Consider the following 25,332-nt stretch of genomic DNA (forward strand, 5'->3'; position numbering starts at 1 on the left):
GAACCCATGGCCGCCGTTACCGCAGCAATGGATATGCCCCCTACATCAGCCCAAAACCCAGAGCCCAGAAGTATCAGAGAGTTGTGTAGATACTCATGCTCATCGCGGGCAAGCCCGCCCACACATTTTGATTTGTGAATACAGTCAAATGTGGGAGCTGGCTTGCCTGCGATAGCGATCTCAAGACCTACGAGTATCTCAGGGCATGCGCCGGCTCAATCTTCGCCGCGCGATACGCCGGGTAGATCGTCGCCAAAAAGCTCAATACAAACCCGGCGCTGCAAATCAACAACACATCGCCGCCTTGCAGTTCCGAAGGCAGGTTGCTGACAAAATATACGTCCGAACTGAAGATATGCTGCCCGGTCACGCGCTCCATCCAGCCCACCAGTTCGCTGACGTTGAGCGCGGCAATCACCCCCAGCACACCACCGATCAACGTGCCGACAATACCGATTACCGTGCCCTGAACCATGAAGATCGCCATGATCTGCCGCGGCGTGGCGCCAATGGTGCGCAGGATCGCGATGTCCGCGCCTTTGTCGTTCACCACCATGATCAGCGTGGCAATGATATTGAAGGCCGCGACGGCGACGATCATCAGCAACAGCAGGCCGATCATGGTCTTTTCCATCTTCATCGCGCTGAACAGGCTGCCCTGGGTATGGGTCCAGTCGTCCGCCTTATAGGCTGCGCCGAGGCCAGTGGCGATATCCGCCGAAACCTTGGGCGCCGCATACAAATCCTTGACCGCCAGGCGCACGCTTTGCACCTGGCTGGGCTGCCAACGCAGCATTTGTGCGGCATCGGCGACGTGGATCAGGGCCATCGAACCATCCAACTCGGCACCGACCTTGAACACGCCCACCACGTTCAAACGCTGCATGCGCGGGGTGATGCCGCCGGGTGCAGTGCTGATTTCCGGGACGATCAGCGTCAGCTTGTCGCCCACGTTCAGGCGGAAACGGCGCGCGGTGATTTCCCCGATCACCACGCCGAACTCACCCGGTTGCAGGTTCTCCAGATTGCCCTGGACGATATGCTGGGTGACGATGGACACCTTGCCTTCCTGGGCCGGGTCGATCCCGCTGATCTGGATCGGCTGCATCGAGCCCTTGTACGACAGCATGCCCTCCATCTCGGTAAACGGCACGGCCGCTGTGACTTCCGGGTTCTTCAGGGCCGCAGCAGCCACCGGTTGCCAGTCGCTGATCGGGTTGACGCCAACAATCGTCGCGTGCGGCACCATGCCGAGAATGCGTGAACTCATTTCCCGCTGGAACCCGTTCATCACCGACAACACCACGATCATCGCCAGCACGCCCAGGGCGAGGCCGATCATCGAGGTCATCGAGATAAACGAAACAAAACGGTTGCGGCGCTTGGCGCGGGTATAGCGCGTGCCGATGAAAATCGATAACGGTCTGAACATTCGCTTGCACCGCCTGGAAAAATAGAAAACCCGGCGTCAGGCACCGGGCTTGAAACAGGTCAGATGGCGACCAGATGACCTTCCTGCAGGTGCAGCACACGGTCCATCTGCCGGGCCATGCTCATGTCATGGGTCACCACCAGGAACGCGGTGCGCATCTGGGTGCTCAGCTCCAGCATCAAGTCCTTGATGCCCTGGGCGGTGTGGGAGTCGAGGTTGCCGGTCGGCTCGTCGAGCATCACCAGGCCCGGGTTGTTCACCAGGGCACGGGCAATCGCCACACGCTGGCGCTCGCCACCGGACAACTCTGCCGGCTTGTGCTCCAGGCGATGGCCGAGGCCGACGCGCTCGAGCAACGCCGTGGCACGCTGGCGAGCCTCCGGGATCGCGGTCTTGCCGATCAAGAGCGGCATGCACACGTTTTCCAGGGCGGTGAACTCTGGCAGCAAGTGGTGGAACTGGTACACAAAGCCCAGGGAGCGATTGCGCAACTGGCCACGGGCCTTCTCGTTCAGCGCCGAGAGCTCTTCACCGGCCAGCCACACACTGCCTTGGGACGGCGTATCAAGGCCGCCCAACAGGTTGAGCAAAGTACTTTTGCCGGAGCCGGAACTGCCGACGATCGCCACGCGCTCGCCGGGATGCAGTTCCAGTTGCAGGTTGGACAAGACCACCACCGATTCCGGGCCTTCCTCGTAGGATTTGCCCAGGTCGCGGCAGCTCAGGATTGCTTTTTCACTCATGCCCGATTCACTCATAACGTAAAGCCTGCGCCGGCTGGGTACGTGCCGCGCGCCAGGCTGGATACAGGGTGGCAAGGAAACTCAGGACCAACGCGGCGCCGCCCACCATCAACACATCCTGGCTCTGCACCTGGGATGGCAAGTAGTCGATGAAATAGACGTCGGCGTTGAGAAACTTGTGGCCGATCAGGGTTTCGACACCGGCGATGGCGGCGCTGACGTTCAGCGCGGCGAAAATGCCCACCACCGTGCCGATCAAGGTGCCGACCACGCCAATCACCGTGCCCTGGACCATGAAGATCGCCATGATCTGCCCCGGCGTGGCGCCGAGGGTACGCAGGATGGCGATATCGCCCTTCTTGTCGTTCACCACCATCACCAGAGTGGAGATGATGTTGAAGGCGGCCACGGCGACAATCAGCAGCAGCAGCAGGCCGATCATGGCCTTTTCCATGCGGATCGCCTGGTACAGGTTGCCGTGGGTACGGGTCCAGTCGCGGGCGTAGTACTGGCTTTCACCCAGGTGCTGGGCGATTTCCCACGCACCGCGCGGGGCCTCGAACAAGTCGTTGAATTTCAGGCGCAGGCCCTGCACCTGGTCCGGCTTCCAGCGATGCAGGCGGGCCAGGTCAGTGAGATTGGTCAAGCCGAGGAAGCCGTCGATCTCGCCGGCACCCACATGAAAGATGCCGACCACGGTAAAGCGCTTCATGCGCGGGAACATACCCGCCGGAGTCACCGTGACTTCCGGGGCGACGAAGGTCAGCTTGTCGCCGATGGCTACGCCCAGCTTGGCTGCTGCGCGGTCGCCAATGACGATGCCGAAGCTGCCAGGCGCCAGATCGTCAAGTTTGCCCTGCTGCATGAACTGATCAATGATCGAGACCTTGCGCTCCTGCGCCGGGTCGATGGCATTGAGCAGGACTTTCTGCACCTTGCCATCGTTGGTCAGCAGCCCCTGCATCTGGGTAAATGGCGCGACGGCCAGCACCTTGGGGTTCTGCTTGACCTTGTCGGCCAGGCTTTGCCAGTCGCCCAGGGGCTCACCGGACTCGATGGTCGCGTGGGGCACCATGCCCAGCACGCGGGTGCGCATCTCATGATCGAAGCCATTCATCACCGATAGCACCACGATCATCACGACCACGCCCAAGGCGAGTCCGATCATGGAAGTAAGAGAAATGAACGACACAAAATGATTGCGACGCTTTGCACGGGTATAACGCGTGCCGATAAATACGAAGAGAGGTCTGAACATGTCGGGGCTTGTTCGGAGGAAAAGAAGACGTCCCGGTGGCGGGGTCTGGTAAGCAGCTTTACACTCAGACCATTACCGTTACCTGGGGTTCGCCATGACGACATTAGATGAAGAAGATCGCCGCGAATACTACCGTATCGACGACATGATCGCACTCCAAATCAAAAGCCTGTCTGCCCCCCAAGCGGCGAGCAAGGAAGTGTTGCTGGATGATTCCCCACTGTTCAACCTGCTCAGTGAGCTGCACCTGAGCGAATTCGAGGCCCAGCACCTGCTGCGCCAACTCGGCGAGCGCGACCGCACACTCGCCGCCTTCCTCAAGGTGCAGAACAAACGCATGGATTTGCTCAGCCAGGTCATGGCGCAGAGCCTGCTGGGCGAGATCGGCGCACCGCAGCCGGTGATCATCTCCGAAGGCGGCATCGACTTCCAGCACCCCACGGTGCTCGCGCCGGGCAGCCACCTGGCGGTCAAGCTGGTGCTGATGCCCCAGGCCCTTGGCCTGCTGCTAAGAGCCAAAGTCACCCATTGCGACCCAAAAGGCAGCGGCTTCGATGTGGGCACCGAGTTCGAATCCATGACCGACGCCCAGCGTCAGTTGCTGGCCCGCTACATACTGCAAAAGCAGGCCCAGGAACGGCGCCTGGCCCGGGAACAAAGCGACGGCCAAGACACCTGATCTCGTATCTATCCAGCCAGCACCTGGCGAAAAGGAGCAACTGTGACCCTGATTTATGGCCATCGCGGCGCCAAAGGCGAAGCACCGGAAAACACCCTGACCAGCTTCCAGCAATGCCTCAAGCACGGCGTGCGCCGTTGCGAACTGGACTTGCACCTGTCCATGGACGGCGAGTTGATGGTGATCCACGACCCGACCCTCAAGCGCACTGCCGACCGCCGCGGCAAGGTGGTGGAATACTCCGCCGCCGACCTGGTGAAGATGGACGCGCGCAAAGGCGGCCCGGGCTGGGTCACTCCCTGCCCGATCCCGCGCCTGGAAGAGCTGTTCGAAAAGTGCGATTTCGACCACTGGCAACTGGAAGTCAAAAGCGCCTCACGCACCCGCGCCGCGACCACCGTGCTGGCGATTCGGGAAATGGCCCAGCAGTTTGGCCTGCTGGATAAGGTCACTGTGACCTCAAGCTCGCGGGAAGTGTTGAAGGCCGCATTGGACCTGACGCCGGACCTGTCCCGTGGACTGGTGGCCGAATATGCCTGGCTCGACCCGCTGAAGGTCGCGCAGAACTATGGCTGTGAGATTCTGGCGTTGAACTGGACGCTGTGCACCCCCGAGCGACTGGAAAAAGCCCAGCGCCAGGGCTTGCACGTGTCCGTGTGGACAGTCAACGAACCCGCGCTGATGCGCAGGCTCGCCGACTTCGGCGTAGATAGCCTGATTACAGACTTTCCCGGTTTGGCCACTGCCACTCTCGGGAATTACTGAAATCGGTCTCCCCGGCCGGCTCAGGCCACCGGCCGGAGCCGCTCAAAAAAGCCGGTTGAGGCCGTCGTACGCGGCGACCCGATAGGCTTCGGCCATGGTCGGGTAGTTGAACGTGGTGTTCACAAAATACTTCAAGGTATTTTGCTCACCCGGCTGGCTCATGATGGCCTGGCCGATGTGCACGATCTCCGAGGCCTGGTAGCCGAAGCAATGCACGCCGAGCACTTCCAGGGTCTCGCGGTGGAACAGGATCTTCAGCATGCCTTGCGGCTCGCCGGCGATCTGCGCACGCGCCATGCTCTTGAAGAACGCCTTGCCCACTTCGTAAGGCACCTTGGCCTTGGTCAGTTCGTGTTCATTCTTGCCGATGGAGCTGATCTCGGGAATCGTGTAGATCCCGGTCGGCACATCATTCACGTAGCGCCAGCTGCCATTGTCGACAATGCTGCCAGCGGCCGAACGGCCCTGGTCGTGGGCAGCACTGGCCAGGCTCGGCCAGCCGATCACGTCACCCGCACCGTAGATGTTGGTGACGCAGGTGCGATAGTTCTCATCCACCTCGATCTGGCCACGGCTGTTGACCTTGACCCCGATGTTTTCCATGCCCAGCTTGTCGGTGTTGCCGGTACGGCCGTTGCACCAGAGCAAGGCGTCGGCCTTGATCTTCTTGCCGGACTTGAGGTGCAGGATCACCCCGTTGTCCAGGCCTTCAACACGGTCGTATTCCTCGTTGTGGCGCACGGTGATGTTGTTGTTGCTGAAGTGGTAGCTCAACGCCTGGGAAATTTCCGAGTCGAGGAAGCTCAGCAACTGGTCACGGTTATCCACCAGCTCCACCAGTACACCCAGGCCGCTGAAGATCGAGGCGTATTCACAGCCAATCACGCCGGCGCCATAGATGATCAGTTTGCGCGGGGTGTGGCCCAGGCTGAGGATGGTGTCGCTATCGTAGATACGCGGGTGGTGGAAATCGATATCCGCCGGGCGATACGGGCGCGAACCGGTGGCGATGATGATGTGCTTGGCCACCAGCTTCTCGACCACGCCGTTGGCGCAGACCACTTCGACGGTTTGCTCGTCGGCGAAGCTACCGGTGCCGAAGAACAGGTCGACGCGGTTACGGGCGTAGTAGCCGGTGCGCGAGGCGACTTGCTTGGAAATGACTTTCTCGGCGCTTTTCAGTACGTCCGGGAACGAGAACCAGCGCGGCTCACCAATGGCCCGGAACATCGGGTTGGTGTTGAACTGCATGATCTGGCGCACCGAGTGACGCAAGGCCTTGGACGGGATGGTGCCCAGGTGGGTGCAGTTACCGCCGACCTGACGACGGCTATCGACCATCGCCACCTTGCGTCCTGCTTTGGCGGCATTCATCGCCGCACCTTCTCCAGCTGGGCCGGAACCCAGTACCACCACGTCGTAGTTGTAGACAGCCATGCGTACTCCTCAGAACAGGCCAGGGCGCACGGTTGGGCGCCTGGCTAAATCATGCCGCGGCCAGCGGTCATGAAGGATCAAATAGGCTCAGGTGTGTGAGCCGGGGCACAGTCTATATAAGGCTCAACGCCGCGCACATTAACCCTTGGTCGCGTCGTAGGCCAGTTTTGCCTTTACTACACAGTATTGATTACGGCTTGACCGCCGTCAGTTGTTCGAACGCTTTGTTGCTGCGTGTGACGAAAGCATCCCCCTCACGCATCACAAAAAATGCCGCGATTTGCTGTTTTTCTGCATAGTCCCAACCCTCTTCCGGCCCCAGCACCAACAGCAAGGTCGACAAACCATCGGCCATCAGCGCCGAAGGCTCCAGTACCGTGACCGACGCCAGGTGGTGGGTGATAGGTGCGCCGGTCCGGGCATCGAGGGTGTGGGAATAGCGGCGACCATCCTGCTGGAAATAATTACGATAGTCACCTGAAGTAGACACGCCGAAACCGTCCACCGCGATAATCCGCTGCGCGACCTGCTGGTCATCACGGGGCTCCTCCAGGGCCACGCGCCAGGGCGTACCGTCGGGTTTGCGCCCGGCAGCCTTGAGCTCGCCGGTCACTTCAACCAGGTAGCGCTCAATACCCAACTGCCCCAGCCGCTCGGCAATCCGGTCCACCGTGTAGCCGGCGGCGATGCTGTTGAAGTCCACCTGCACTGCCGCGTCCTTGCACAACTGGCCAGCGTCGACACGCAGGTGCTGATGGCCGACATGCTGGCGTGCCTGGTCCAATGCCATGGGGTCCGGGATCTTGACTTGCCGCGCCTGGGGACCGAAGCCCCACAGGTTCAGCAGTGGCTCGACCGTCAGGTCAAACGCCCCGCCACTGGCCTGGGACAACTGCTCGCCAGTGCGCACCAAGTGCAGGATCGGCTCGGGCATCGGTTGGCACGTGTTGGCCGGCAGGTCATTGAAGCGCTCGATGTCGGAGTCGCTGCGATAGGTCGACATCTGCCGATCGACCTCGGCAAGGATGCTCTCGACCTGCGGCTGGACCACCCCGGCCGCCGGCGTCCCAGAGGTGCGCACGTATTTGATCGAATACGTGCTGCCCATGGTCGGGCCGCCAAACGCCTCCAGCACCTCACCGTTGCCACAGCCCGCCAAGATCGCCAGCAAAGCCCCCACCACCGCGTATCGCAAACCGCCCATAGGCCACACACCCTTATCGCTATTGAAACTGAATGAAGCCGCACTCAAGCATATTTCCGGGGCGGGCCATTATGCGGCATGTGGTCGCCTGATGAGGCCTGGCCCGAGGCAAATAGCCAGCTTGCTAACGGTTTTTGTTGCTCGCCAACACGGATACACATATGGTTACAAAACTCTTTGGCGCCACCGCGCGCCCGGATTCAGCAGCACGGACGAACAACGACCAGGGATTTCCAACAAGATAGCCAGTTGAGTAAATGACATGTCCAGCACCACGGGCAAAGGCAAGGCGATCTTTCGCGTTGTCAGCGGTAACTTCCTTGAAATGTTCGATTTCATGGTCTACGGCTTCTACGCCACGGCCATCGCCAAAACCTTCTTCCCTGCCGACAGCGCCTTTGCGTCCCTGATGTTATCCCTGGCGACCTTCGGTGCCGGGTTCTTGATGCGCCCGCTGGGGGCGATCTTCCTTGGCGCCTACATCGACCGCCACGGCCGTAAAAAAGGCCTGGTGATCACCCTGGCCATGATGGCCGCCGGTACCGTGCTGATCGCCTGCGTGCCCGGCTACGCCACCCTCGGGGTGGCTGCCCCGCTGATCGTGCTGTTTGGCCGGTTGCTGCAGGGCTTCTCCGCCGGCGTAGAACTGGGCGGGGTCTCGGTGTACCTGGCGGAAATCGCCACGCCGGGGCGCAAGGGCTTCTTCGTCAGCTGGCAGTCCGCCAGCCAACAAGCTGCGGTGGTATTCGCCGGCCTGTTGGGCGTGGGCCTGAATCACTGGCTGAGCCCAGAGGAAATGGGGGAATGGGGCTGGCGCGTACCGTTCCTGATCGGCTGCCTGATCGTGCCGGTGATCTTCGTGATTCGCCGCTCCCTGGAAGAAACCCCGGAATTCCAGGCACGTAAACACCGCCCTACCCTGCAGGAAATCATCCGCTCGATTGGCCAGAACTTCGGCATCGTTGTGGCAGGCATGGCGCTGGTGGTGATGACCACCGTGTCGTTCTACCTGATCACCGCCTATACACCGACCTTCGGCAAGGCCGAGTTGCACCTCTCAGACCTGGATGCGTTGCTGGTCACCGTGTGCGTGGGTATTTCCAACTTTATCTGGCTGCCGGTCATGGGCGCGGTGTCCGACAAGATCGGCCGCAAGCCGTTGCTGCTCGGTGCGACGATCCTGGCGATTCTTACGGCCTACCCGGCGCTGTCGTGGCTGGTGGTCAACCCGAGTTTCAGTCACCTGCTGATCGTGCTGTTGTGGCTGTCGTTCCTGTATGGCTCATACAACGGCGCCATGGTGGTGGCGCTGACCGAGATCATGCCGGTGCAGGTCCGCACCACCGGTTTCTCCCTGGCCTACAGCCTGGCGACCGCGACCTTTGGCGGCTTTACTCCAGCGGCCTGTACCTACCTGATCCATGTGCTGGATAACAAGGCCGCGCCGGGGATCTGGCTCAGCGGGGCAGCGGTGCTGGGGTTGATTGCGACCTTGGTGCTGTTCAAGGGTAACCGGCATGAACTGCGTACGGCGCAGGCTTCGGTGGTCGGTGGGGCCTGATAGATCGCTATCGCGGGCAAGCCCGCATTTGAATGTATTCGCAAATCAAACTGTGGGAGCGGGCTTGCCCGCGATGAGGCCTTAAACCCCAACACAAAACCCCCAGGCATAAAAAAGCCCCGAACCAGTCGGGGCTTTTTCATTTAGCGCTGATGCTTAGCGTGGGAACGCAGGCGGGTTGACCCCGGCCATGTCTTCCATCACACGAACCACCTGGCAGCTGTAACCGAACTCGTTGTCGTACCAAACGTACAGTACAACGCGGTTATCCTGGGTGATGGTCGCTTCAGCATCCACCACACCGGCGTGGCGCGAGCCAACGAAGTCGGTGGACACCACTTCCTGGGAATTGACGAAGTCGATTTGCTTATGCAGATCGGAGTGCAGCGCCATGTAGCGCAGGTACTCGTTCATCTCTTCACGGGTGGCGGCTTTCTCAAGGTTGAGGTTGAGAATGGCCATCGACACGTTCGGCGTGGGTACGCGGATCGCGTTACCGGTCAGCTTGCCGGCCAGCTCAGGCAGGGCCTTGGCAGCAGCGGTGGCAGCACCGGTCTCGGTGATGACCATGTTCAGCGCGGCGCTACGGCCACGGCGATCGCCCTTGTGGAAGTTGTCGATCAGGTTCTGGTCGTTGGTGTACGAGTGAACGGTTTCGACGTGACCGTTGATGATGCCGAACTTGTCATTCACTGCCTTGAGCACCGGCACGATGGCGTTGGTGGTGCAGGAAGCGGCGGACACGATCTTGTCGTCAGCGGTGATTTCGTTGTGGTTGATACCGTGAACGATGTTCTTCAGCTTGCCCTTGCCAGGCGCGGTCAACACAACGCGATCGACACCCGGGCACGCCAGGTGCTGGCCCAGGCCGTCGGCATCACGCCATACACCGGTGTTGTCCACCAGCAATGCGTTCTGGATGCCGTACTGGGTGTAATCCACCTCGGTCGGGTTCTTCGCGTAGATCACCTGGATCAGGTTACCGTTGGCGGTGATGGTGTTGTTTTCTTCGTCGATGGTGATGGTGCCATTGAACGAACCGTGTACCGAGTCGCGGCGCAAGAGGCTGGCGCGCTTGGTCAGGTCATTCTCGGCGCCTTTGCGCACGACAATGGCCCGCAGGCGCAGGCCGTCGCCACCGCCGGTTTTTTCGATGAGGATGCGTGCCAGCAGGCGGCCGATACGACCGAAGCCGTAGAGCACAACGTCAGTGCCTTTACGGGCGGCGGCGTTCTGCTGGCCAACGACTTCGGCCAGCTCTTCACGCACGAACTGCTCGGCGCTGCGGCCATTGCCTTGGGCGCGGAATTTGAACGCCAACTTGCCCAGGTCTACGGAGGCCGCGCCGAGCTTGAGCTCGCTCATGGCTTTAAGCAGAGGGAATGTTTCGTGGACGGAGAGTTCGCTATCGTCGGCAGAACGATGGCGAGCAAAGCGATGAGCCTTGAGAATCGCGATGACTGATTGGTTGATCAGGCTGCGGCCATAGATCGAGCTCACCACATTGTTATTGCGGTACAGCTGACCGATAAGCGGGATCATCGCTTCTGCGAGTGCTTCACGGTCGATCCATTCACCAAGACACTGGTCGGGCTTCTGAGTCACGGGAACCTTCCACATGTAGGGGCTGAAAAAAGGGGCTACATTATGCCGCCCGACCGCCCCTGGAGCAATGCGCGCCACGCAACAAAAGCCCTTGCAAATAATTTTCACCGCGCTACAAGCCAGTAAATACGCGGCTTCCAGCGCACCCCTCGGAGAAAGACCTGGGCGTCTTGTCCGTAACCCTCCGAAACATACGTGCATTTTGGCACTACATATTGAGTCAAAACGGCACATTGTTTGTCTTAGCCACTACATTTCCTACAAACCGTAATAGGCACAGTCAGCAACTGACAGGCGGCACTCCAGGCCGTTACAATTACCGACTTTGTCGCAACGCTGGAGCTCAACCTTCCGTGCCCGTCCTGCGTCTACCGCTACTCCCTGCCGAGGCAGGTAAACAGCATTGGGGCAATTTGCCCGGTGCCGCCCTGAGCCTGGCCATTGCCGAGGCTGCCAGTGCAGCCAAACGCTTTACCCTGCTGCTGACCGCCGACAGCCAAAGTGCCGAACGGCTGGAGCAGGAGCTGAGCTTCTTCGCCCCCGATTTGCCGGTGCTGCATTTCCCGGACTGGGAGACCCTGCCCTACGACTTGTTCTCCCCGCACCAGGACATCATTTCCCAACGCATCGCCAGCCTGTACCGCTTGCCGGAACTGGCCCACGGTGTGCTGGTGGTGCCGATCACCACGGCCCTGCACCGCCTGGCGCCGACCAAGTTTCTGCTGGGCAGCAGCCTGGTGTTGGATATCGGCCAGAAGCTCGATGTAGAGCAGATGCGCACCCGTCTTGAAGCCAGCGGCTATCGCTGCGTCGATACGGTGTACGAGCATGGTGAGTTCGCCGTGCGCGGCGCGCTGATCGACCTGTTCCCGATGGGCAGCAAACTGCCCTACCGCATCGACCTGTTCGACGACGAAATCGAGACCCTGCGCACCTTCGACCCGGAAAACCAGCGGTCCATCGACAAGGTGCAATCGATCAAGCTGCTGCCGGCCCGGGAATTCCCCCTGCAAAAAGACGCGGTCACACGCTTCAAGGCGCGCTTTCGCGAACGCTTCGACGTGGACTTCCGCCGCTGCCCGATCTTCCAGGACCTGAGCAGCGGGATTACCCCCGCCGGTATCGAGTACTACCTGCCGCTGTTCTTCGATGAAACCTCGACCCTGTTCGATTACCTGCCCCAGGACACCCAGGTGTTCTCGCTGCCCGGCATCGAACAGGCGGCGGAAAATTTCTGGAACGACGTACGCAACCGTTACGAAGAGCGCCGCGTCGATCCCTCCCGGCCTTTATTGCCGCCTGCCGAGCTGTTCCTGCCGGTGGAAGACTGCTTTGCCCGCCTGAAGAACTGGCCGCGCGTGGTCGCCAGCCAGCAGGATGTAGAAGCCGGTGTCGGTCGCGAACGCTTCCCGGCCCAAACCCTGCCGAACCTGGCCATCGAAGCCAAGGCCACCCAGCCGCTGCAAGCATTGTCCGACTTCCTTGGCGATTTCCCGGGCCGCGTGCTGTTTACCGCCGAATCCGCCGGGCGCCGCGAAGTGCTGCTGGAGTTGCTGGAACGCCTGAAGCTGCGGCCAAAAACCGTCGACAGCTGGCCGGACTTTGTGGCCGGCAAGGACCGCCTGGCGATCACCATTGCCCCGCTCAACGAAGGCTTGCAACTGGATGATCCGGCCCTGGCGCTGATTGCCGAGAGCCCGCTGTTCGGCCAACGCGTGATGCAGCGCCGACGCCGGGAAAAACGCGCCGACGCCAATAACGATGCGGTCATCAAGAACCTCACCGAGCTGCGCGAAGGCGCACCGGTGGTGCATATCGACCACGGTGTGGGGCGCTACCTGGGCCTGCAGACCCTGGAGATCGACAACCAGGCCGCCGAATTCCTCACCATGGAATACGCCGAGGGCGCCAAGCTCTACGTCCCGGTGGCCAACCTGCACCTGATCGCGCGCTACACCGGCAGCGACGACGCCCTCGCGCCATTGCACCGCCTGGGCTCCGAGACCTGGCAGAAAGCCAAGCGCAAGGCCGCCGAACAGGTGCGCGACGTGGCCGCCGAACTGCTGGACATCTATGCCCGCCGCGCGGCCCGCGAAGGTTATGCGTTCGCCGACCCGAAGGCCGACTACGCTACCTTCAGCGCCGGCTTCGCCTTCGAAGAAACCCCAGACCAGCAAACCACCATCGACGCCGTGCGCGCCGACATGCTCGCGCCCAAGCCCATGGACCGCCTGGTCTGCGGCGATGTGGGCTTCGGCAAGACTGAAGTGGCGATGCGTGCCGCGTTTATCGCAGTGCATGGTGGCCGCCAGGTGGCGATCCTGGTGCCCACCACCCTGCTCGCCCAGCAGCACTACAACAGCTTCCGCGACCGCTTTGCCGATTGGCCGGTGACTGTGGAAGTAATGAGCCGCTTCAAGTCGGCCAAGGAAGTGAATGCCGCTGTCGCCGATCTGGCCGAAGGCAAGATCGATATCGTCATCGGCACCCACAAACTGCTGTCGGACGACGTGAAGATCAAGAACCTGGGCCTGGTGATCATCGACGAGGAGCACCGCTTTGGCGTGCGCCAGAAGGAGCAGCTCAAGGCCCTGCGCAGCGAGGTCGATATCCTCACCCTGACTGCTACACCGATCCCGCGCACGCTGAACATGGCGGTGTCGGGCATGCGCGACCTGTCGATCATCGCCACGCCGCCAGCGCGGCGCTTGTCGGTGCGCACGTTCGTCATGGAGCAGAACAACAGCACGATCAAGGAAGCCCTGCTGCGCGAATTGCTGCGCGGCGGCCAGGTCTACTACCTGCACAACGACGTAAAAACCATCGAGAAATGCGCCGCCGACCTCGCCGAACTGGTGCCGGAAGCGCGGATCGGCATCGGCCACGGGCAGATGCGCGAACGCGAACTCGAACAGGTGATGAGCGACTTCTACCACAAGCGCTTCAACGTGCTGATCGCCTCGACCATTATCGAGACCGGTATCGACGTGCCAAGCGCCAACACCATCATTATCGAGCGTGCGGACAAGTTCGGCCTGGCACAACTGCACCAGTTGCGTGGTCGGGTCGGCCGCAGTCACCACCAGGCCTATGCCTACCTGCTGACGCCACCGCGCCAGCAAATCACTGGCGACGCCGAAAAACGCCTGGAGGCCATCGCCAACACCCAGGACCTGGGCGCGGGCTTTGTGCTGGCCACCAACGACCTGGAAATCCGTGGTGCCGGCGAACTGCTGGGCGACGGCCAGAGCGGGCAGATCCAGGCGGTGGGCTTCACCCTCTATATGGAGATGCTCGAGCGCGCGGTGAAGGCCATCCGCAAAGGCGAACAACCGAACCTCGACCAGCCACTGGGCGGCGGCCCGGAAATCAACCTGCGCCTGCCGGCGTTGATTCCCGAGGACTACCTGCCGGATGTGCATGCGCGGCTGATCCTGTACAAGCGCATCGCCTCGGCCACCGACGAAGAGGGCCTCAAGGACCTGCAAGTGGAGATGATCGACCGCTTCGGCCTGCTGCCGGAACCGACCAAGAACCTGGTGCGCCTGACCCTGCTCAAATTGCAGGCCGAGCAACTGGGGATCAAGAAGGTCGATGCGGGTCCTCAGGGTGGGCGTATCGAATTCGAAGCGCAGACGCCGGTGGACCCGTTGGTGTTGATCAAGTTGATCCAGGGCCAGCCCAACCGCTACAAATTCGAAGGCGCCACGTTATTCAAGTTCATGGTACCGATGGAACGTGCGGAAGAGCGCTTTAATACATTGGAGGCGCTGTTTGAGCGCCTCATCCCCAAATCTGCTTGAAGGACGCCCCATGCGCCTGCTTCGTATCCTGAGCCTGTTGTTGGTGGTAGTCGCACCTTCGGCGTTTGCCGACAGCCTCTACCAGGTGGAAATGATCCTGATCCGCCAGAATGCGGAACCGGTCATCAACAGCCGGCCGGCCCCAGAAAACTGGGATGCCGGCGCTCCACGCCAGGGGATCGAGAAAATCAGCCCGCCGCGCCTGACCAACATCGTCGAAAAACTCCAGGCCAATGGCGATTACACCGTGCTGCTGCACAAGGCCTGGGAGCAGAACCTGGGCGAACAGCCCGTGAAGGTGAAAATCACCGACGGCCAGGAACAGTTCGGCCAGTTCCCCATCCAGGGCACCCTGGACCTGCAGTTGGGGCGCTTTACCCGGATTGATGCGAGCTTCTGGCTCAACCAGTTCGACAACCACGGCAGCGTGATTGCCAGTGAGCACCTGAGCCAGCCGGACGTGCGCACCAAGAACAACCAGCTCAACTACCTGGACGGCGGCCACCTGGCCCTGCTGATCAAGATCACCTCCCTCACGGCCAAGCCACCGAGCGCACCACCGCCCGGCCTGGCGGACTGATCCAGCACCATGCCCCTGCCGTCGTCGCTGACCAAACCCCTGGCGCCTTCCTGGGCTAACCGCTTCAAGGAGCAAAGCCTGGAGCGCGGCCGGCGCTACGCCCTGGAAAACCGCGTGCGCATCGTCGAGTCGGGCGACAGCACCATCATCGCCAGTTGCGAAGGCTCAGGCGGTAATGTCTACCGCCAGACCATCGCCCTGCGCGAGTCGGCCAAGGGCACCTTGATCCTGGTGGACAGCCGCTGCACCTGCCCCGTGCATACCAACTGCAAACACATTGCCGCAGTGCTGCTGCAGGTCCAGGAAACCCTGGCCTATCCGGCAGCAGCCAAAGATGCCGAGCTGCTGGAAAAGCTCCAGGCCGTGCTCGACAACCGCGTGGTGCTGCCTCAAGTGGTGCTCGAGGATGTGCAGCCGATTCCCCGGCTGTGGCTGGCCAGCATCGAGTTCAGCGCCTTTGAGCCGCGCAACGGCAAGATGCAGCGCTATATCCAGCACCGGGCGGCGCTATCGTTCAATTACCAGGGCAACTACGTCAGCGGCCAGAAAAACGCCGATATCATTGTGCGCCAGGAAACCCAGAGCCTGCGGATCAAGCGCCACCCCGAGGTCGAGCAAGGTTTTCGCGAACACCTGCGCTTGCTGGGTTTCAAGATCGCCACGCGCCAGAGCAAGGCCTTGCCGGAAAGCGCCGGCGAGCTGTTTGAGATGGTCAACGACAGTGCCTGGCTGAACTTCACCCTCAACGCCTCGCCGAGCCTGCGTGCGGAGGGCTGGGAGCTGCAGATCGATGAAGATTTCGGCTTCGACCTGAGCCCCGTCGACGACTGGTACGCCAGCGTCGATGAAGTACCGGAGCGCGACTGGTTCGACCTGGAGCTGGGAATTATCGTCAATGGTGAGCGGTTGAGCCTGCTGCCGATCCTGTTGAACCTGATGCGCTCCCACACCGAAATCCTCAACCCGGAAAAACTCGCGCGCCGCCGCGACGACGAACTGATCCTGGTGAACATCCCCGGCCTGCCCAATGGCGGCCACGGCCCGCTGCAAGTGGCGCTGCCCTATGGCCGGCTCAAACCGGTGCTGGCCACCCTCGGCGAGTTCTACCTGCAAGAGCCCGGCAGCACCGCCTTGCGCCTGGCCAAGGCCGACGCCATTCGCCTCAACCCGCTGGAAGACCTGCCCCTGCAATGGGAAGGCGGCGAACAGATCCGCAACTTTGCCCAGCGCCTGCGCGATATCAAGGACTTCACCTGCACAGCACCCGAGGGCCTGAATGCGACCTTGCGCCCCTACCAGCTCGAAGGCCTGAGCTGGATGCAGTCCCTGCGCCAACTGGAAGTGGGCGGGATTCTTGCGGACGACATGGGCCTGGGCAAAACCCTGCAGACTCTGGCGCATATTCTCAGCGAAAAAATCGCCGGGCGCCTGGACCGGCCGTGCATGGTCGTGATGCCCACCAGCCTGATCCCCAACTGGCTCGACGAAGCGGCGCACTTCACCCCGCAACTCAAGGTGCTGGCGCTGTATGGAGCCGCACGCAAGAAGCACTTCGCACAACTGCAGGATTATGACCTGCTGCTGACCACCTATGCCCTGCTGCCCAAGGACATTGAGCAACTGGCCGCGCAGCCGCTGCATGTGCTGATCCTCGATGAAGCCCAATACATCAAGAACCCCACCAGCAAGGCCGCCCAGGCCGCCCGCGAGCTGAATGCCCGGCAGCGCCTGTGCCTGAGCGGCACACCGCTGGAAAATCACCTGGGCGAGCTGTGGTCGCTGTTCCACTTCCTGCTGCCGGGTTGGCTGGGGGATGTTAAGAGCTTCAACCGTGATTACCGCGTGCCCATCGAAAAACGCGGCAGCGACGTGCGATTGCAGCACCTCAACGGTCGGATCAAACCGTTCTTGCTGCGCCGCACCAAGGAACAGGTGGCCACTGAGTTGCCGCCCAAGACCGAGATCATCCATTGGGTCGATCTCAATGAAGCGCAGCGCGACGTGTACGAAACCATGCGCCTGGCCATGGACAAGAAGGTGCGCGACGAAATCACCCGCAAGGGCGTGGCCCGCAGCCAGATCATCATCCTTGAAGCGCTGCTCAAGCTGCGCCAGGTCTGTTGCGACCTGCGCCTGGTCAACGATGCAACCCTGCCAGCGCGCGGCAGCAGCTCCGGCAAGCTCGACAGCCTGATGGAGATGCTCGACGAGCTATTTGCCGAAGGGCGCAGGATCCTGCTGTTTTCCCAGTTCACCTCAATGCTCAGCCTGATTGAGATCGAGCTGAAAAAACGCGGTGTCGCCTATGCCTTGCTGACCGGCCAGACCCGCGATCGGCGCACGCCGGTGAAGGATTTCCAGAGCGGCAAGTTGCAGATCTTCCTCATCAGCCTCAAGGCCGGTGGCGTCGGGCTTAACCTGACCGAAGCCGACACCGTGATCCACTACGACCCGTGGTGGAACCCAGCCACGGAAAACCAGGCCACCGACCGTGCGTATCGCATCGGCCAGGAGAAGCCGGTGTTTGTGTACAAGATGATTGCCCGCGGCACTGTGGAAGAGAAGATCCAGGCGTTGCAGCAAGAGAAGTCAGACCTGGCGGCGGGCGTGCTGGATGGTCGCACCACTGGCGACTGGAAGTTGGGCAACGAAGATATCGAGGCGCTGTTTGCGCCGTTGCCCAATAAGCAAGAGAAGCGTTGACTGCCAGGTCGCTATCGCAGGCAAGCCACACATTTTGATCTGTGAATACATTCAAGTGTGAGAGCTGGCTTGCCTGCGATAGGCGCACCTCAATCTCATTCGATCAACTGAGCATCCCGAAGCGCACCGAGCGCCGCCAACCAACGCGGGTCTTGCTTATAGTCAGTCGAGGCAATCGCCTGCCCACGCATCCGGGCAATCCGCGCCGACGGCGTGACCTTCATGCGCTGGGCGGCACTCAGGGCCAACTCGGCGGCCGCACGGTCATTGCACACCAGCCCCATATCGCAACCCGCGCTCAAGGCCGCCTCGATACGGCTCGCCGCATCCCCCACCACATGGGCACCGGCCATGGACAGGTCATCACTGAAAATCACCCCATCGAACTGCAACTCACCGCGCAGGATGTCTTGCAACCAACGGCGCGAAAAGCCGGCCGGCTGGTTATCCACCTGGGGGTAAATGACATGGGCCGGCATGACGGCGGCCAATTGCTTGCTCAAGCGCGCGAACGGCACCAGGTCATGGCTGCGAAGCTGCTCCAGGCTGCGTTCATCCACGGGAATGGCGACGTGGGAATCAGCCTCGGCCCAACCATGACCCGGAAAGTGCTTGCCGGTGGCGGCCATACCGGCGCTGTTCATGCCTCGGATAAAGGCCCCGGCCAACAACGCGGCACGCTCGGGATCACCTTCGAACGCACGTGTACCTACGACGGCGCTGCGCTGGTAATCGAGGTCCAGCACCGGGGCGAAGCTCAGGTCCAGGCCAACGGCCAACACTTCCGTGGCCATGACCCAGCCACACTGCTCGGCCAGGTATTCGGCATTGGGATTATCTGCCAGGGCACGCATGGCCGGCAGGCGGACAAACCCCTGGCGCAGGCGCTGGACACGGCCGCCTTCCTGGTCGACAGCCAGCAACAGGTCCGGGCGCACCGCGCGAATGGCAGCGCTCAATTCCCGCACCTGGCGCGGATGTTCGATGTTGCGCGCAAAAATGATCAGGCCGCCCACTTCAGGCTGGCGCAACAAGTGGCGATCCTCAGCCGTCAGCCAAGTGCCGGCGACGTCCACCATCAATGAGCCTTGCAGGGCAGCAGTCATAAATTTTCCTTGAATGACGCGCGCACTCCACCGCGTCGCCAGGTCAAGCCTGGCAAGGCGGTGGAGTGCGGGTAAATATTTGAAATCGGCATGGGCGGCTAGCTTAGCGGATGCAAGCGGTGGCGCCCAGACGCCAGTGGTTAAACCTTGGCAGCCACCGGGGCGGACTTGCTGCGCGGGCGCAACTGGGCGGCCGCCATGGCCGGGTCGGTGACACCGCTTTCGGCGCGCATGCCGGCGGCCAGGAATGGCACCATCAAGCGCATGACCTGTTCGATGGAGGTGTTGACCCCGAAATCCGTCTCGGCGATGGCGCGCAAGGCCTTGATCCCGGACATGCTGAACGCCGCGGCGCCGAGCATGAAGTGCACGCGCCAGAACAATTCGATAGGAGGAATGCGCGGCGCCGCCTCATTCACCAACAACATGTAGCGACGGAATACCTTGCCATACATGTCTTCGAGATAACGCCGCAAGTGGCCTTGGCTCTGACTGAAAGCCAGGCCCAGCAGACGCATGAAGATCGACAGGTCGTTGCCACTGCGTGGCTGTACCACCAGCGCCTGCTCGACGAGGATTTCCAGCAGCTCTTCCAGGCTCGGCTTGTTGTCGGGCTTGGTCTGGCGCCGCTCCAGCTCACGGTCGAGACTGACGCAGAACGGTCCCAGGAAACGTGAGAATACTGCCTGGATCAGGGCTTTCTTCGAGCCGAAATGATAGTTCACTGCCGCCAGGTTGACCCCAGCCTTGCTGGTGATCAGCCGCAATGAAGTTTCAGCAAATCCTTTTTCCGCGAACAACTGCTCGGCAGCATCGAGAATGCGTTCAACGGTTTCCGACTGGGCCATGGCTACTCCGCCTGACAAACACTTGTTTGAAACATACGTTTCACCTTGTGCAATGTCAAGCCTGCAGGTCCGTTTTCCGGCCGGGCAGTCACCCGATTCGCACCTATTTAATCACATCTTCAACAGCCTGTAGGCAGCGCTATCTCCAGGCTTGGCAAGGACCGACGGATGACCGTCCGGCGGAGTCGGCAAAAACGATGATTGCCAAGCGCAGTTCACTGTATATAATCCCAGTCACTGTATAAAAAGACAGAGCGATCAACATGCTAAAACTGACGCCACGCCAAGCTGAGATTCTCGCTTTTATCAAGCGCTGCCTCGACGACAACGGCTATCCGCCGACCCGGGCGGAAATCGCCCTGGAGCTGGGGTTCAAATCCCCCAACGCTGCTGAAGAACACCTGAAGGCCCTTGCCCGCAAGGGTGCGATCGAAATGACTCCAGGTGCATCCCGTGGCATTCGTATCCCTGGCTTCGAAGCCAAGGCTGACGAATCGACGCTGCCGATCATCGGCCGGGTCGCTGCCGGTGCGCCGATTCTTGCACAGCAGCACGTCGAAGAGTCCTGCAATATCAACCCGACTTTCTTCCATCCTCGCGCCGACTACCTGCTGCGGGTCCATGGCATGAGCATGAAGGACGTGGGCATCTTCGACGGCGACCTGCTGGCCGTCCATACCACCCGTGAAGCACGCAACGGTCAGATCGTCGTGGCGCGTATTGGCGACGAAGTGACGGTCAAGCGCTTCAAACGCGAGGGCAGCAAAGTCTGGCTGCTGGCGGAAAACCCTGAGTTTTCACCGATTGAAGTCAACCTGAAGGATCAGGACCTGGTGATCGAAGGCTTGAGTGTCGGCGTTATTCGCCGCTAACGGAGGCATCATGCAGTTCCCACACGCGCAACAACATACACAACTGCCGCTGTTTGAGGCCTTCTTGGCCCAGCCACTTGCACCGATCCTCAACGAGGTGGTGGAGTCCCCATGGACCGCCCCCGCCGAACCAGAGGTATTCAGTGAATTGTCGTTGCGCGGCGCTGCCGGGAATTGCCTGAGCTTGCTGGCTCCGATTCTGCGTGAACTGAGCGAGGAACAGAACGCCCGCTGGCTGACCCTGATCGCCCCGCCCTCCAGCCTGACCCAGGCCTGGCTGCGGGATGCCGGCCTGAACCGCGAGCGTATCCTGCTGCTGCAACCACGCGGCACCCAGAGTGCCCAGCAACTGACCTGCGAAGCGTTGCGCCTGGGGCGTAGCCATACGGTCGTCAGTTGGCTGAATCCGCTGGGCGCTTCGGCCAAGCAGCAGTTGATCAGCGCGGCGCGCACAGGCGATGCACAAAGCTTGAATATTCGTTTGGGATAAGCCCGAGCCTGACGCGCAACGCGTTATCGGGAATGCTACAGGTCGTCCGATTGCAGCCTGACGTCAAGTCAGTGCCTGCGATGGACGCAAGGCTTCTACAGAACTGAGAAGCCGATTGTTAGTTTGAATCTTGAAATCGACAAACGGACTCAGTGAAGAATTCGCGGACCGTCGTCTTTCTCTGGTTCGCCTTCAGCCAAGCGCCCCGCCATCTGCACGCCCACGCTCAACATGGCTTTTGCCACTTCCACGTGCTGGCCTTGCAGGAATGCCTTGGCGTCCTCGGAAAAGTCCAAAGTCACCAGAGAACCCTCGTCCTCGGCCCTACGCAGCTCAATTCTGCCGTCGGGCAATTCAACAATTTCCAGAAAGGACGTTGGCATAAAAATCTGTTCTCCACGAAAGGCCGGCATTATATCAGTCATCAACGCGGCCTCGCTCAGGATCTGAACAGCTTTCTTTGCGGCTTGATGAATGGTCTGTAGGAGCTGGCTTGCCAGCGATAGCGGTCTGCCGGCCAACTTTGCATTGCTTGATCAATTGTTATCGCCGGCAAGCCGGCTCCTACATTGCCCTGCCACTCAGCACTCGTTCAAGCCATCCCGAAAGCGGATAGCCAGCTTCTTCAGCTCCTGACGCCAGCTCTCCAACTCGGCCCGGCTCAGCGGCTCGGGACCTTCGTCTTCCAGACTGACCGCAACAATCAACGGCTGGGTCACATCGCCCTTGGGCTTGTGCGGCACACGCGGCGGCTGGAACATCGCCGAATGCGCAGCCAGCAAACGTGCCAGCCAGCTGTCAGGGCTGCGGGCCATTTCCACCAACTCGGCCAACTCAGGGATGGCCAAGGACTCCAGCACCTCGCGGGTCAGGATATCCTCGGCCCGTGGCGCATGCGCCTGGGGCAAGCGATAGAAGCCGGCAATTTCATGACACAGCCCCAGCAAGGCGCCGTACAGATGAAACAACGCCGACTCCCGCCCCGCCTGCACCAGCGCGATAGCGTTCATCTCCTTCCCTTCCTCGGCACGGCCAAGGGCTTCAAGGGACAAACCCGCGAAGTAAATTTTCTGGTTGGTACGGGTATAGAGTTCGTTAGCCATGACGGCAGTCTCCACAACGACATAAGTATGATACGGCCTGTAGGAGCGAGCTTGCTCGCGAAAAACCCGAGAGCACCGCAGTGCACCAGGTTTATCGCGTTATCGTTAACGACCTTCGCGAGCAAGCTCGCTCCTACAGATCAAGCGCCCTGGCGCTTGTCCTCGACCTTCCACTTGCCGCCGTCGTAGAACGCCTTCCAGCCCGTAGGCTTGCCGTCCACTTCGGTCTGCACGTACTGCTCCTTGGTCTTGCGGCTGTAGCGAATCACGGCCGGACGACCGTCGGGATCCTTCTTCGGCGCTTCACACAGGAAGTGGTACTTCGGATCGATCTCATCCTTGTGCGGCACGATCTCCATCACCAGTGGCGCACGGGTCTCGCGGTTTTTCGGGAACTGGCTGGCGGCCAGGAACAGGCCCGAAGCGCCGTCACGCAGGATGTAGGTGTCGTTGACCTTCTCGCACTTGAGCTCAGGCATCTTCACCGGGTCCATCTTCGGCGGCGCCGCGTCACCGCTTTTCAGCAGTTTGCGGGTGTTCTTGCAGGTCGGGTTGGTGCAACCGAAGAACTTGCCGAAGCGACCGGTCTTGAGTTGCATCTCACTGCCGCACTTGTCGCACTCCAGGCTCGGGCCTTCATAGCCCTTGATGCGGTAGGTGCCTTCTTCGATTTCGTAGCCGTTGCAATCCGGGTTGTTACCGCAGATGTGCAGCTTGTGCTTTTCGTCGAGCAGATAGGCATCCATCGCCGTGCTGCAGATCGGGCAACGGTGCTTGCCACGCAGCACCAGCGACTCGGATTCACCCTCGTCGTCGGCCGCAATTTCATCACCCGGTACCAGGTTGACGGTGGCCTTGCAGCGCTCTTTGGGCGGCAGGCTGTAGCCCGAGCAACCCAGGAACACACCGGTAGACGCGGTGCGGATCTGCATCGGCCGCCCGCAGGTGGTGCACGGAATATCCGTCATCACCGGCTGGTTGGCGCGCATACCGTTTTCCGGGCTTTCGGCTACTTCGAGTTTTTTCTTGAAGTCGCCATAGAACTCGTCGAGTACGTTTTTCCAGTCCCGCTCGCCCTGGGCCACGTCATCGAGATTCTCTTCCATGCCGGCGGTAAAGCCGTAGTCCATCAGGTTGGAGAAACTCTCGGACAGACGCTCGGTGACGATATCGCCCATCTTTTCCGAATAGAAACGACGGTTATGCAGCGCCACGTAGCCGCGGTCCTGGATGGTGGAAATGATCGCCGCGTAGGTCGAAGGACGACCAATGCCACGCTTTTCCATCTCTTTGACCAGGCTCGCTTCCGAATAACGCGCAGGCGGCTTGGTGAAGTGCTGGGACGGATCAAGCTTGACCAGCTTCATCACATCGCCCTGGGCCATGTCTGGCAGCACGTCGTCATCGCCGGGCTTGGCGATTTGCGGCATCACACGGGTGTAACCGTCGAACTTGAGGATACGGCCCTTGGCACGCAGCTCGAAGTCCCCGGCCCCCACGGTGACGGTGGTGGACAAGTATTGCGCCGGCAGCATCTGGCAGGCCAGGAACTGGCGCCAGATCAGCTCGTAGAGGCGCTCAGCGTCGCGCTCCATGCCTGTGAGCTTGCTTGGCTCGGTATTGGCGTCAGACGGACGAATCGCTTCGTGAGCCTCTTGTGCGCCTTCCTTGCTGCTGTAGACGTTCGGGTTCTCCGGCAGGTACTTCTTGCCGAATTCGTTTTCAATATAAGTGCGCGCCATCGCCACCGCGTCTTGCGACAGGTTGGTGGAGTCGGTACGCATATACGTGATGTAGCCCGCTTCGTACAAACGCTGGGCCATCATCATCGTCTTCTTCACCCCAAAGCCCAGGCGGTTGCTCGCGGCCTGTTGCAGGGTGGAGGTGATGAACGGCGCCGACGGCTTGCTGCTGGTGGGCTTGTCTTCGCGCTTGACGATGCTGTAGCTGGAAGCCTTGAGCTTCTCCAGCGCGGCCATGGCCTGCGCTTCGTTGAGCGGCTTGAAAGCCTCGCCTTTCTCACGGGCCACGTCAAAGCGTACGGTCGCGCCCTTGGCGGTGCCGAGGTCGGCGTGGACTTCCCAGTATTCTTCAGGGATGAACGCGCGGATCTCGCGCTCACGCTCCACCACCAGCTTCACCGCAACCGATTGCACACGGCCAGCGGACAGGCCACGGGCAATCTTGGCCCACAGCAATGGCGAGACCATGTAGCCGACGACGCGGTCAAGGAAGCGTCGAGCCTGCTGGGCATTGACGCGGTCAATATCCAGCTCGCCCGGCTTGGAGAAGGCTTCCTGGATCGCCTTCTTGGTAATTTCGTTGAACACCACGCGTTTATAGCGGCTGTCATCCCCACCTATGGCTTCGCGCAGGTGCCAGGCAATGGCTTCCCCTTCGCGGTCCAAGTCCGTCGCGAGATAGATGGTGTCAGCATCCTTGGCGAGCCGGCGCAGCTCCTCGATCACCTTTTCCTTGCCCGGAAGGATTTCGTACTTGGCCTTCCAGCCATGATCAGGGTCCACCCCCATGCGCGAAACCAGCTGCTTGCGCGCTTTTTCTTTGGGCGAGAGCACCGGACCTTCGCCCGCAGCCGCCTTGCCGCGCTTGGCAGCAGGCTCCTTGCTGGCGCTAGCCGAACCGCTGGTGGGCAGGTCTCGGATATGGCCGATACTCGACTTCACCACGTACTCGTTACCCAAGTACTTGTTGATGGTCTTGGCCTTAGCCGGGGATTCCACAATGACCAGCGATTTGCCCATGGATCGGAAAATTCCTGAATTCGAGAAGAGAAAGGCGGTTGGCGCCTGACGCGGCAACGCTATATATAGTGGCAACACAGTGAGGTCAAGCGCAGCATTGTGCGCTACCAGCCGTTATTGCCCTGAAAAAAGACTGGGTTCGACCTGCACCAAAGCAAAGCGCGGGACCTGCTTGCCGTCAACTTCGACAGTCTCCAGGAACATGCTCAAGGGGCGCACCCAAAAGCCGTAATCGCCATACAGTGCTTGGTAGAACACCACTTCTTCTTCGGTCTCGGAGTGCCGCGCCACATTAAAAACGCGGTACTTGGGACCTTTATAATGCTGGTAGAGCCCTGGTTCGACTTTCATGCTCTGGCCCTCTTACAAAATTTATTAAAA

At 60.8% G+C, this 25,332-nt stretch carries 20 protein-coding genes; 8 read left to right on the forward strand and 12 right to left on the reverse strand.

All coding sequences use genetic code 11. The features are described 5' to 3' along the window. Positions 1-187: 187 nt before the first annotated feature. Genes BHC62_RS07940 through BHC62_RS07950 form a run of 3 tightly spaced genes read right to left on the reverse strand, consistent with a single transcriptional unit; the run spans position 188 to position 3,433 of the window. On the reverse strand, positions 188-1,432 hold the full coding sequence (locus BHC62_RS07940; RefSeq protein WP_070994688.1) for a lipoprotein-releasing ABC transporter permease subunit: 1,245 nt from the start codon (positions 1,430-1,432) through the stop codon (positions 188-190). 59 nt (positions 1,433-1,491) lie between these two features. Continuing rightward, entirely contained in the window at positions 1,492-2,175 is a 684-nt protein-coding gene (gene lolD, locus BHC62_RS07945; protein WP_166647875.1) for a lipoprotein-releasing ABC transporter ATP-binding protein LolD, read from the reverse strand. Positions 2,176-2,182: 7 nt separating this feature from the next. Continuing rightward, positions 2,183-3,433 carry a lipoprotein-releasing ABC transporter permease subunit gene (locus tag BHC62_RS07950; RefSeq protein ID WP_029300109.1) on the reverse strand — a complete coding sequence of 417 codons (1,251 nt, stop codon included), beginning with the start codon at positions 3,431-3,433 and terminating at the stop codon, positions 2,183-2,185. A 94-nt stretch (positions 3,434-3,527) separates the two neighbouring features. Between BHC62_RS07950 and BHC62_RS07955 the strand changes: the two genes are divergently transcribed. Continuing rightward, positions 3,528-4,112: a PilZ domain-containing protein gene (locus tag BHC62_RS07955; protein ID WP_070994689.1), complete on the forward strand. Its 585-nt coding sequence runs from the start codon at positions 3,528-3,530 to the stop codon at positions 4,110-4,112. Between the two features lie 42 nt (positions 4,113-4,154). Continuing rightward, positions 4,155-4,877: a glycerophosphodiester phosphodiesterase gene (locus BHC62_RS07960; protein ID WP_070994690.1), complete on the forward strand. Its 723-nt coding sequence runs from the start codon at positions 4,155-4,157 to the stop codon at positions 4,875-4,877. 42 nt (positions 4,878-4,919) lie between these two features. On the opposite strand, the gene sthA is transcribed toward BHC62_RS07960, so the two are convergent. After that, a complete protein-coding gene (sthA, locus tag BHC62_RS07965; protein ID WP_029300105.1) occupies positions 4,920-6,314 on the reverse strand; it encodes a Si-specific NAD(P)(+) transhydrogenase in 1,395 nt (464 codons plus the stop codon). Positions 6,315-6,504: 190 nt separating this feature from the next. Continuing rightward, positions 6,505-7,518: an FAD:protein FMN transferase gene (locus BHC62_RS07970; protein WP_176770973.1), complete on the reverse strand. Its 1,014-nt coding sequence runs from the start codon at positions 7,516-7,518 to the stop codon at positions 6,505-6,507. 262 nt (positions 7,519-7,780) lie between these two features. On the opposite strand from BHC62_RS07970, the gene BHC62_RS07975 reads away from it, so the two are divergent. Continuing rightward, a complete protein-coding gene (locus BHC62_RS07975; protein ID WP_029300103.1) occupies positions 7,781-9,079 on the forward strand; it encodes an MFS transporter in 1,299 nt (432 codons plus the stop codon). A gap of 156 nt (positions 9,080-9,235) precedes the next feature. Here the strand turns inward: BHC62_RS07975 and BHC62_RS07980 are convergent, their stop codons facing one another. Then, positions 9,236-10,699: a glyceraldehyde-3-phosphate dehydrogenase gene (locus BHC62_RS07980; protein WP_029300102.1), complete on the reverse strand. Its 1,464-nt coding sequence runs from the start codon at positions 10,697-10,699 to the stop codon at positions 9,236-9,238. Positions 10,700-11,037: 338 nt separating this feature from the next. Between BHC62_RS07980 and mfd the strand changes: the two genes are divergently transcribed. Genes mfd through BHC62_RS07995 form a run of 3 tightly spaced genes read left to right on the forward strand, consistent with a single transcriptional unit; the run spans position 11,038 to position 17,770 of the window. Continuing rightward, complete coding sequence (gene mfd, locus BHC62_RS07985) at positions 11,038-14,487, forward strand: transcription-repair coupling factor (RefSeq protein ID WP_029300101.1); 3,450 nt, start codon at positions 11,038-11,040, stop codon at positions 14,485-14,487. A 10-nt stretch (positions 14,488-14,497) separates the two neighbouring features. Then, positions 14,498-15,067 (forward strand): CsiV family protein, encoded by a 570-nt coding sequence (locus BHC62_RS07990; protein WP_029300100.1) that lies wholly within the window; start codon positions 14,498-14,500, stop codon positions 15,065-15,067. 9 nt (positions 15,068-15,076) lie between these two features. Beyond that, a complete protein-coding gene (locus BHC62_RS07995) occupies positions 15,077-17,770 on the forward strand; it encodes a DEAD/DEAH box helicase (protein ID WP_070994691.1) in 2,694 nt (897 codons plus the stop codon). Positions 17,771-17,865: 95 nt separating this feature from the next. Here the strand turns inward: BHC62_RS07995 and nagZ are convergent, their stop codons facing one another. Both nagZ and BHC62_RS08005 read right to left on the reverse strand, forming a co-directional pair. Then, the gene (gene nagZ / locus BHC62_RS08000) at positions 17,866-18,864 is read right to left on the reverse strand and encodes a beta-N-acetylhexosaminidase (RefSeq protein ID WP_169851773.1); all 999 of its coding nucleotides are present in this window, start codon (positions 18,862-18,864) and stop codon (positions 17,866-17,868) included. Positions 18,865-19,016: 152 nt separating this feature from the next. Continuing rightward, positions 19,017-19,724, reverse strand: a complete 708-nt coding sequence (locus tag BHC62_RS08005; RefSeq protein WP_029300097.1) for a TetR/AcrR family transcriptional regulator — start codon at positions 19,722-19,724, stop codon at positions 19,017-19,019. 263 nt (positions 19,725-19,987) lie between these two features. Here BHC62_RS08005 and lexA point away from each other — a divergent pair, with 263 nt between their 5' ends. Together lexA and sulA are read left to right on the forward strand one after the other, a co-directional pair. Further along, entirely contained in the window at positions 19,988-20,596 is a 609-nt protein-coding gene (lexA, locus tag BHC62_RS08010; protein ID WP_029300096.1) for a transcriptional repressor LexA, read from the forward strand. A gap of 10 nt (positions 20,597-20,606) precedes the next feature. Then, positions 20,607-21,086 (forward strand): SOS-induced cell division inhibitor SulA, encoded by a 480-nt coding sequence (gene sulA, locus BHC62_RS08015; protein WP_070994692.1) that lies wholly within the window; start codon positions 20,607-20,609, stop codon positions 21,084-21,086. A gap of 149 nt (positions 21,087-21,235) precedes the next feature. On the opposite strand, the gene BHC62_RS08020 is transcribed toward sulA, so the two are convergent. The 4 genes from BHC62_RS08020 to BHC62_RS08035 all read right to left on the reverse strand — a co-directional run bounded on the left by BHC62_RS08020 (position 21,236) and on the right by BHC62_RS08035 (position 25,302). After that, positions 21,236-21,469, reverse strand: a complete 234-nt coding sequence (locus BHC62_RS08020; protein WP_029300092.1) for a hypothetical protein — start codon at positions 21,467-21,469, stop codon at positions 21,236-21,238. Positions 21,470-21,667: 198 nt separating this feature from the next. Further along, positions 21,668-22,189 carry a DUF6586 family protein gene (locus tag BHC62_RS08025; protein ID WP_029300090.1) on the reverse strand — a complete coding sequence of 174 codons (522 nt, stop codon included), beginning with the start codon at positions 22,187-22,189 and terminating at the stop codon, positions 21,668-21,670. A 140-nt stretch (positions 22,190-22,329) separates the two neighbouring features. Continuing rightward, positions 22,330-24,951, reverse strand: a complete 2,622-nt coding sequence (gene topA / locus BHC62_RS08030; RefSeq protein ID WP_029300089.1) for a type I DNA topoisomerase — start codon at positions 24,949-24,951, stop codon at positions 22,330-22,332. A 114-nt stretch (positions 24,952-25,065) separates the two neighbouring features. Then, positions 25,066-25,302, reverse strand: coding sequence for a DUF1653 domain-containing protein (locus tag BHC62_RS08035; protein WP_029300088.1), 237 nt, complete (start codon positions 25,300-25,302; stop codon positions 25,066-25,068). Positions 25,303-25,332 lie beyond the last annotated feature (30 nt).

The organism is Pseudomonas sp. 06C 126 (assembly GCF_001855215.1).
GTDB lineage: Bacteria > Pseudomonadota > Gammaproteobacteria > Pseudomonadales > Pseudomonadaceae > Aquipseudomonas > Aquipseudomonas proteolytica.

Bases quoted from the DNA above. Each gene is read 5' to 3' on its own strand.
- BHC62_RS07940 (WP_070994688.1), bottom strand. From the start codon at position 1,432: ATGTTCAGACCGTTATCGATTTTCATCGGCACGCGCTATACCCGCGCC.
- lolD (WP_166647875.1), bottom strand. From the start codon at position 2,175: ATGAGTGAAAAAGCAATCCTGAGCTGCCGCGACCTGGGCAAATCCTAC.
- BHC62_RS07950 (WP_029300109.1), bottom strand. From the start codon at position 3,433: ATGTTCAGACCTCTCTTCGTATTTATCGGCACGCGTTATACCCGTGCA.
- BHC62_RS07955 (WP_070994689.1), top strand. From the start codon at position 3,528: ATGACGACATTAGATGAAGAAGATCGCCGCGAATACTACCGTATCGAC.
- sthA (WP_029300105.1), bottom strand. From the start codon at position 6,314: ATGGCTGTCTACAACTACGACGTGGTGGTACTGGGTTCCGGCCCAGCT.
- BHC62_RS07970 (WP_176770973.1), bottom strand. From the start codon at position 7,518: ATGGGCGGTTTGCGATACGCGGTGGTGGGGGCTTTGCTGGCGATCTTG.
- BHC62_RS07975 (WP_029300103.1), top strand. From the start codon at position 7,781: ATGTCCAGCACCACGGGCAAAGGCAAGGCGATCTTTCGCGTTGTCAGC.
- BHC62_RS07980 (WP_029300102.1), bottom strand. From the start codon at position 10,699: ATGTGGAAGGTTCCCGTGACTCAGAAGCCCGACCAGTGTCTTGGTGAA.
- BHC62_RS07990 (WP_029300100.1), top strand. From the start codon at position 14,498: ATGCGCCTGCTTCGTATCCTGAGCCTGTTGTTGGTGGTAGTCGCACCT.
- BHC62_RS07995 (WP_070994691.1), top strand. From the start codon at position 15,077: ATGCCCCTGCCGTCGTCGCTGACCAAACCCCTGGCGCCTTCCTGGGCT.
- BHC62_RS08005 (WP_029300097.1), bottom strand. From the start codon at position 19,724: ATGGCCCAGTCGGAAACCGTTGAACGCATTCTCGATGCTGCCGAGCAG.
- lexA (WP_029300096.1), top strand. From the start codon at position 19,988: ATGCTAAAACTGACGCCACGCCAAGCTGAGATTCTCGCTTTTATCAAG.
- sulA (WP_070994692.1), top strand. From the start codon at position 20,607: ATGCAGTTCCCACACGCGCAACAACATACACAACTGCCGCTGTTTGAG.
- BHC62_RS08020 (WP_029300092.1), bottom strand. From the start codon at position 21,469: ATGCCAACGTCCTTTCTGGAAATTGTTGAATTGCCCGACGGCAGAATT.
- BHC62_RS08025 (WP_029300090.1), bottom strand. From the start codon at position 22,189: ATGGCTAACGAACTCTATACCCGTACCAACCAGAAAATTTACTTCGCG.
- topA (WP_029300089.1), bottom strand. From the start codon at position 24,951: ATGGGCAAATCGCTGGTCATTGTGGAATCCCCGGCTAAGGCCAAGACC.
- BHC62_RS08035 (WP_029300088.1), bottom strand. From the start codon at position 25,302: ATGAAAGTCGAACCAGGGCTCTACCAGCATTATAAAGGTCCCAAGTAC.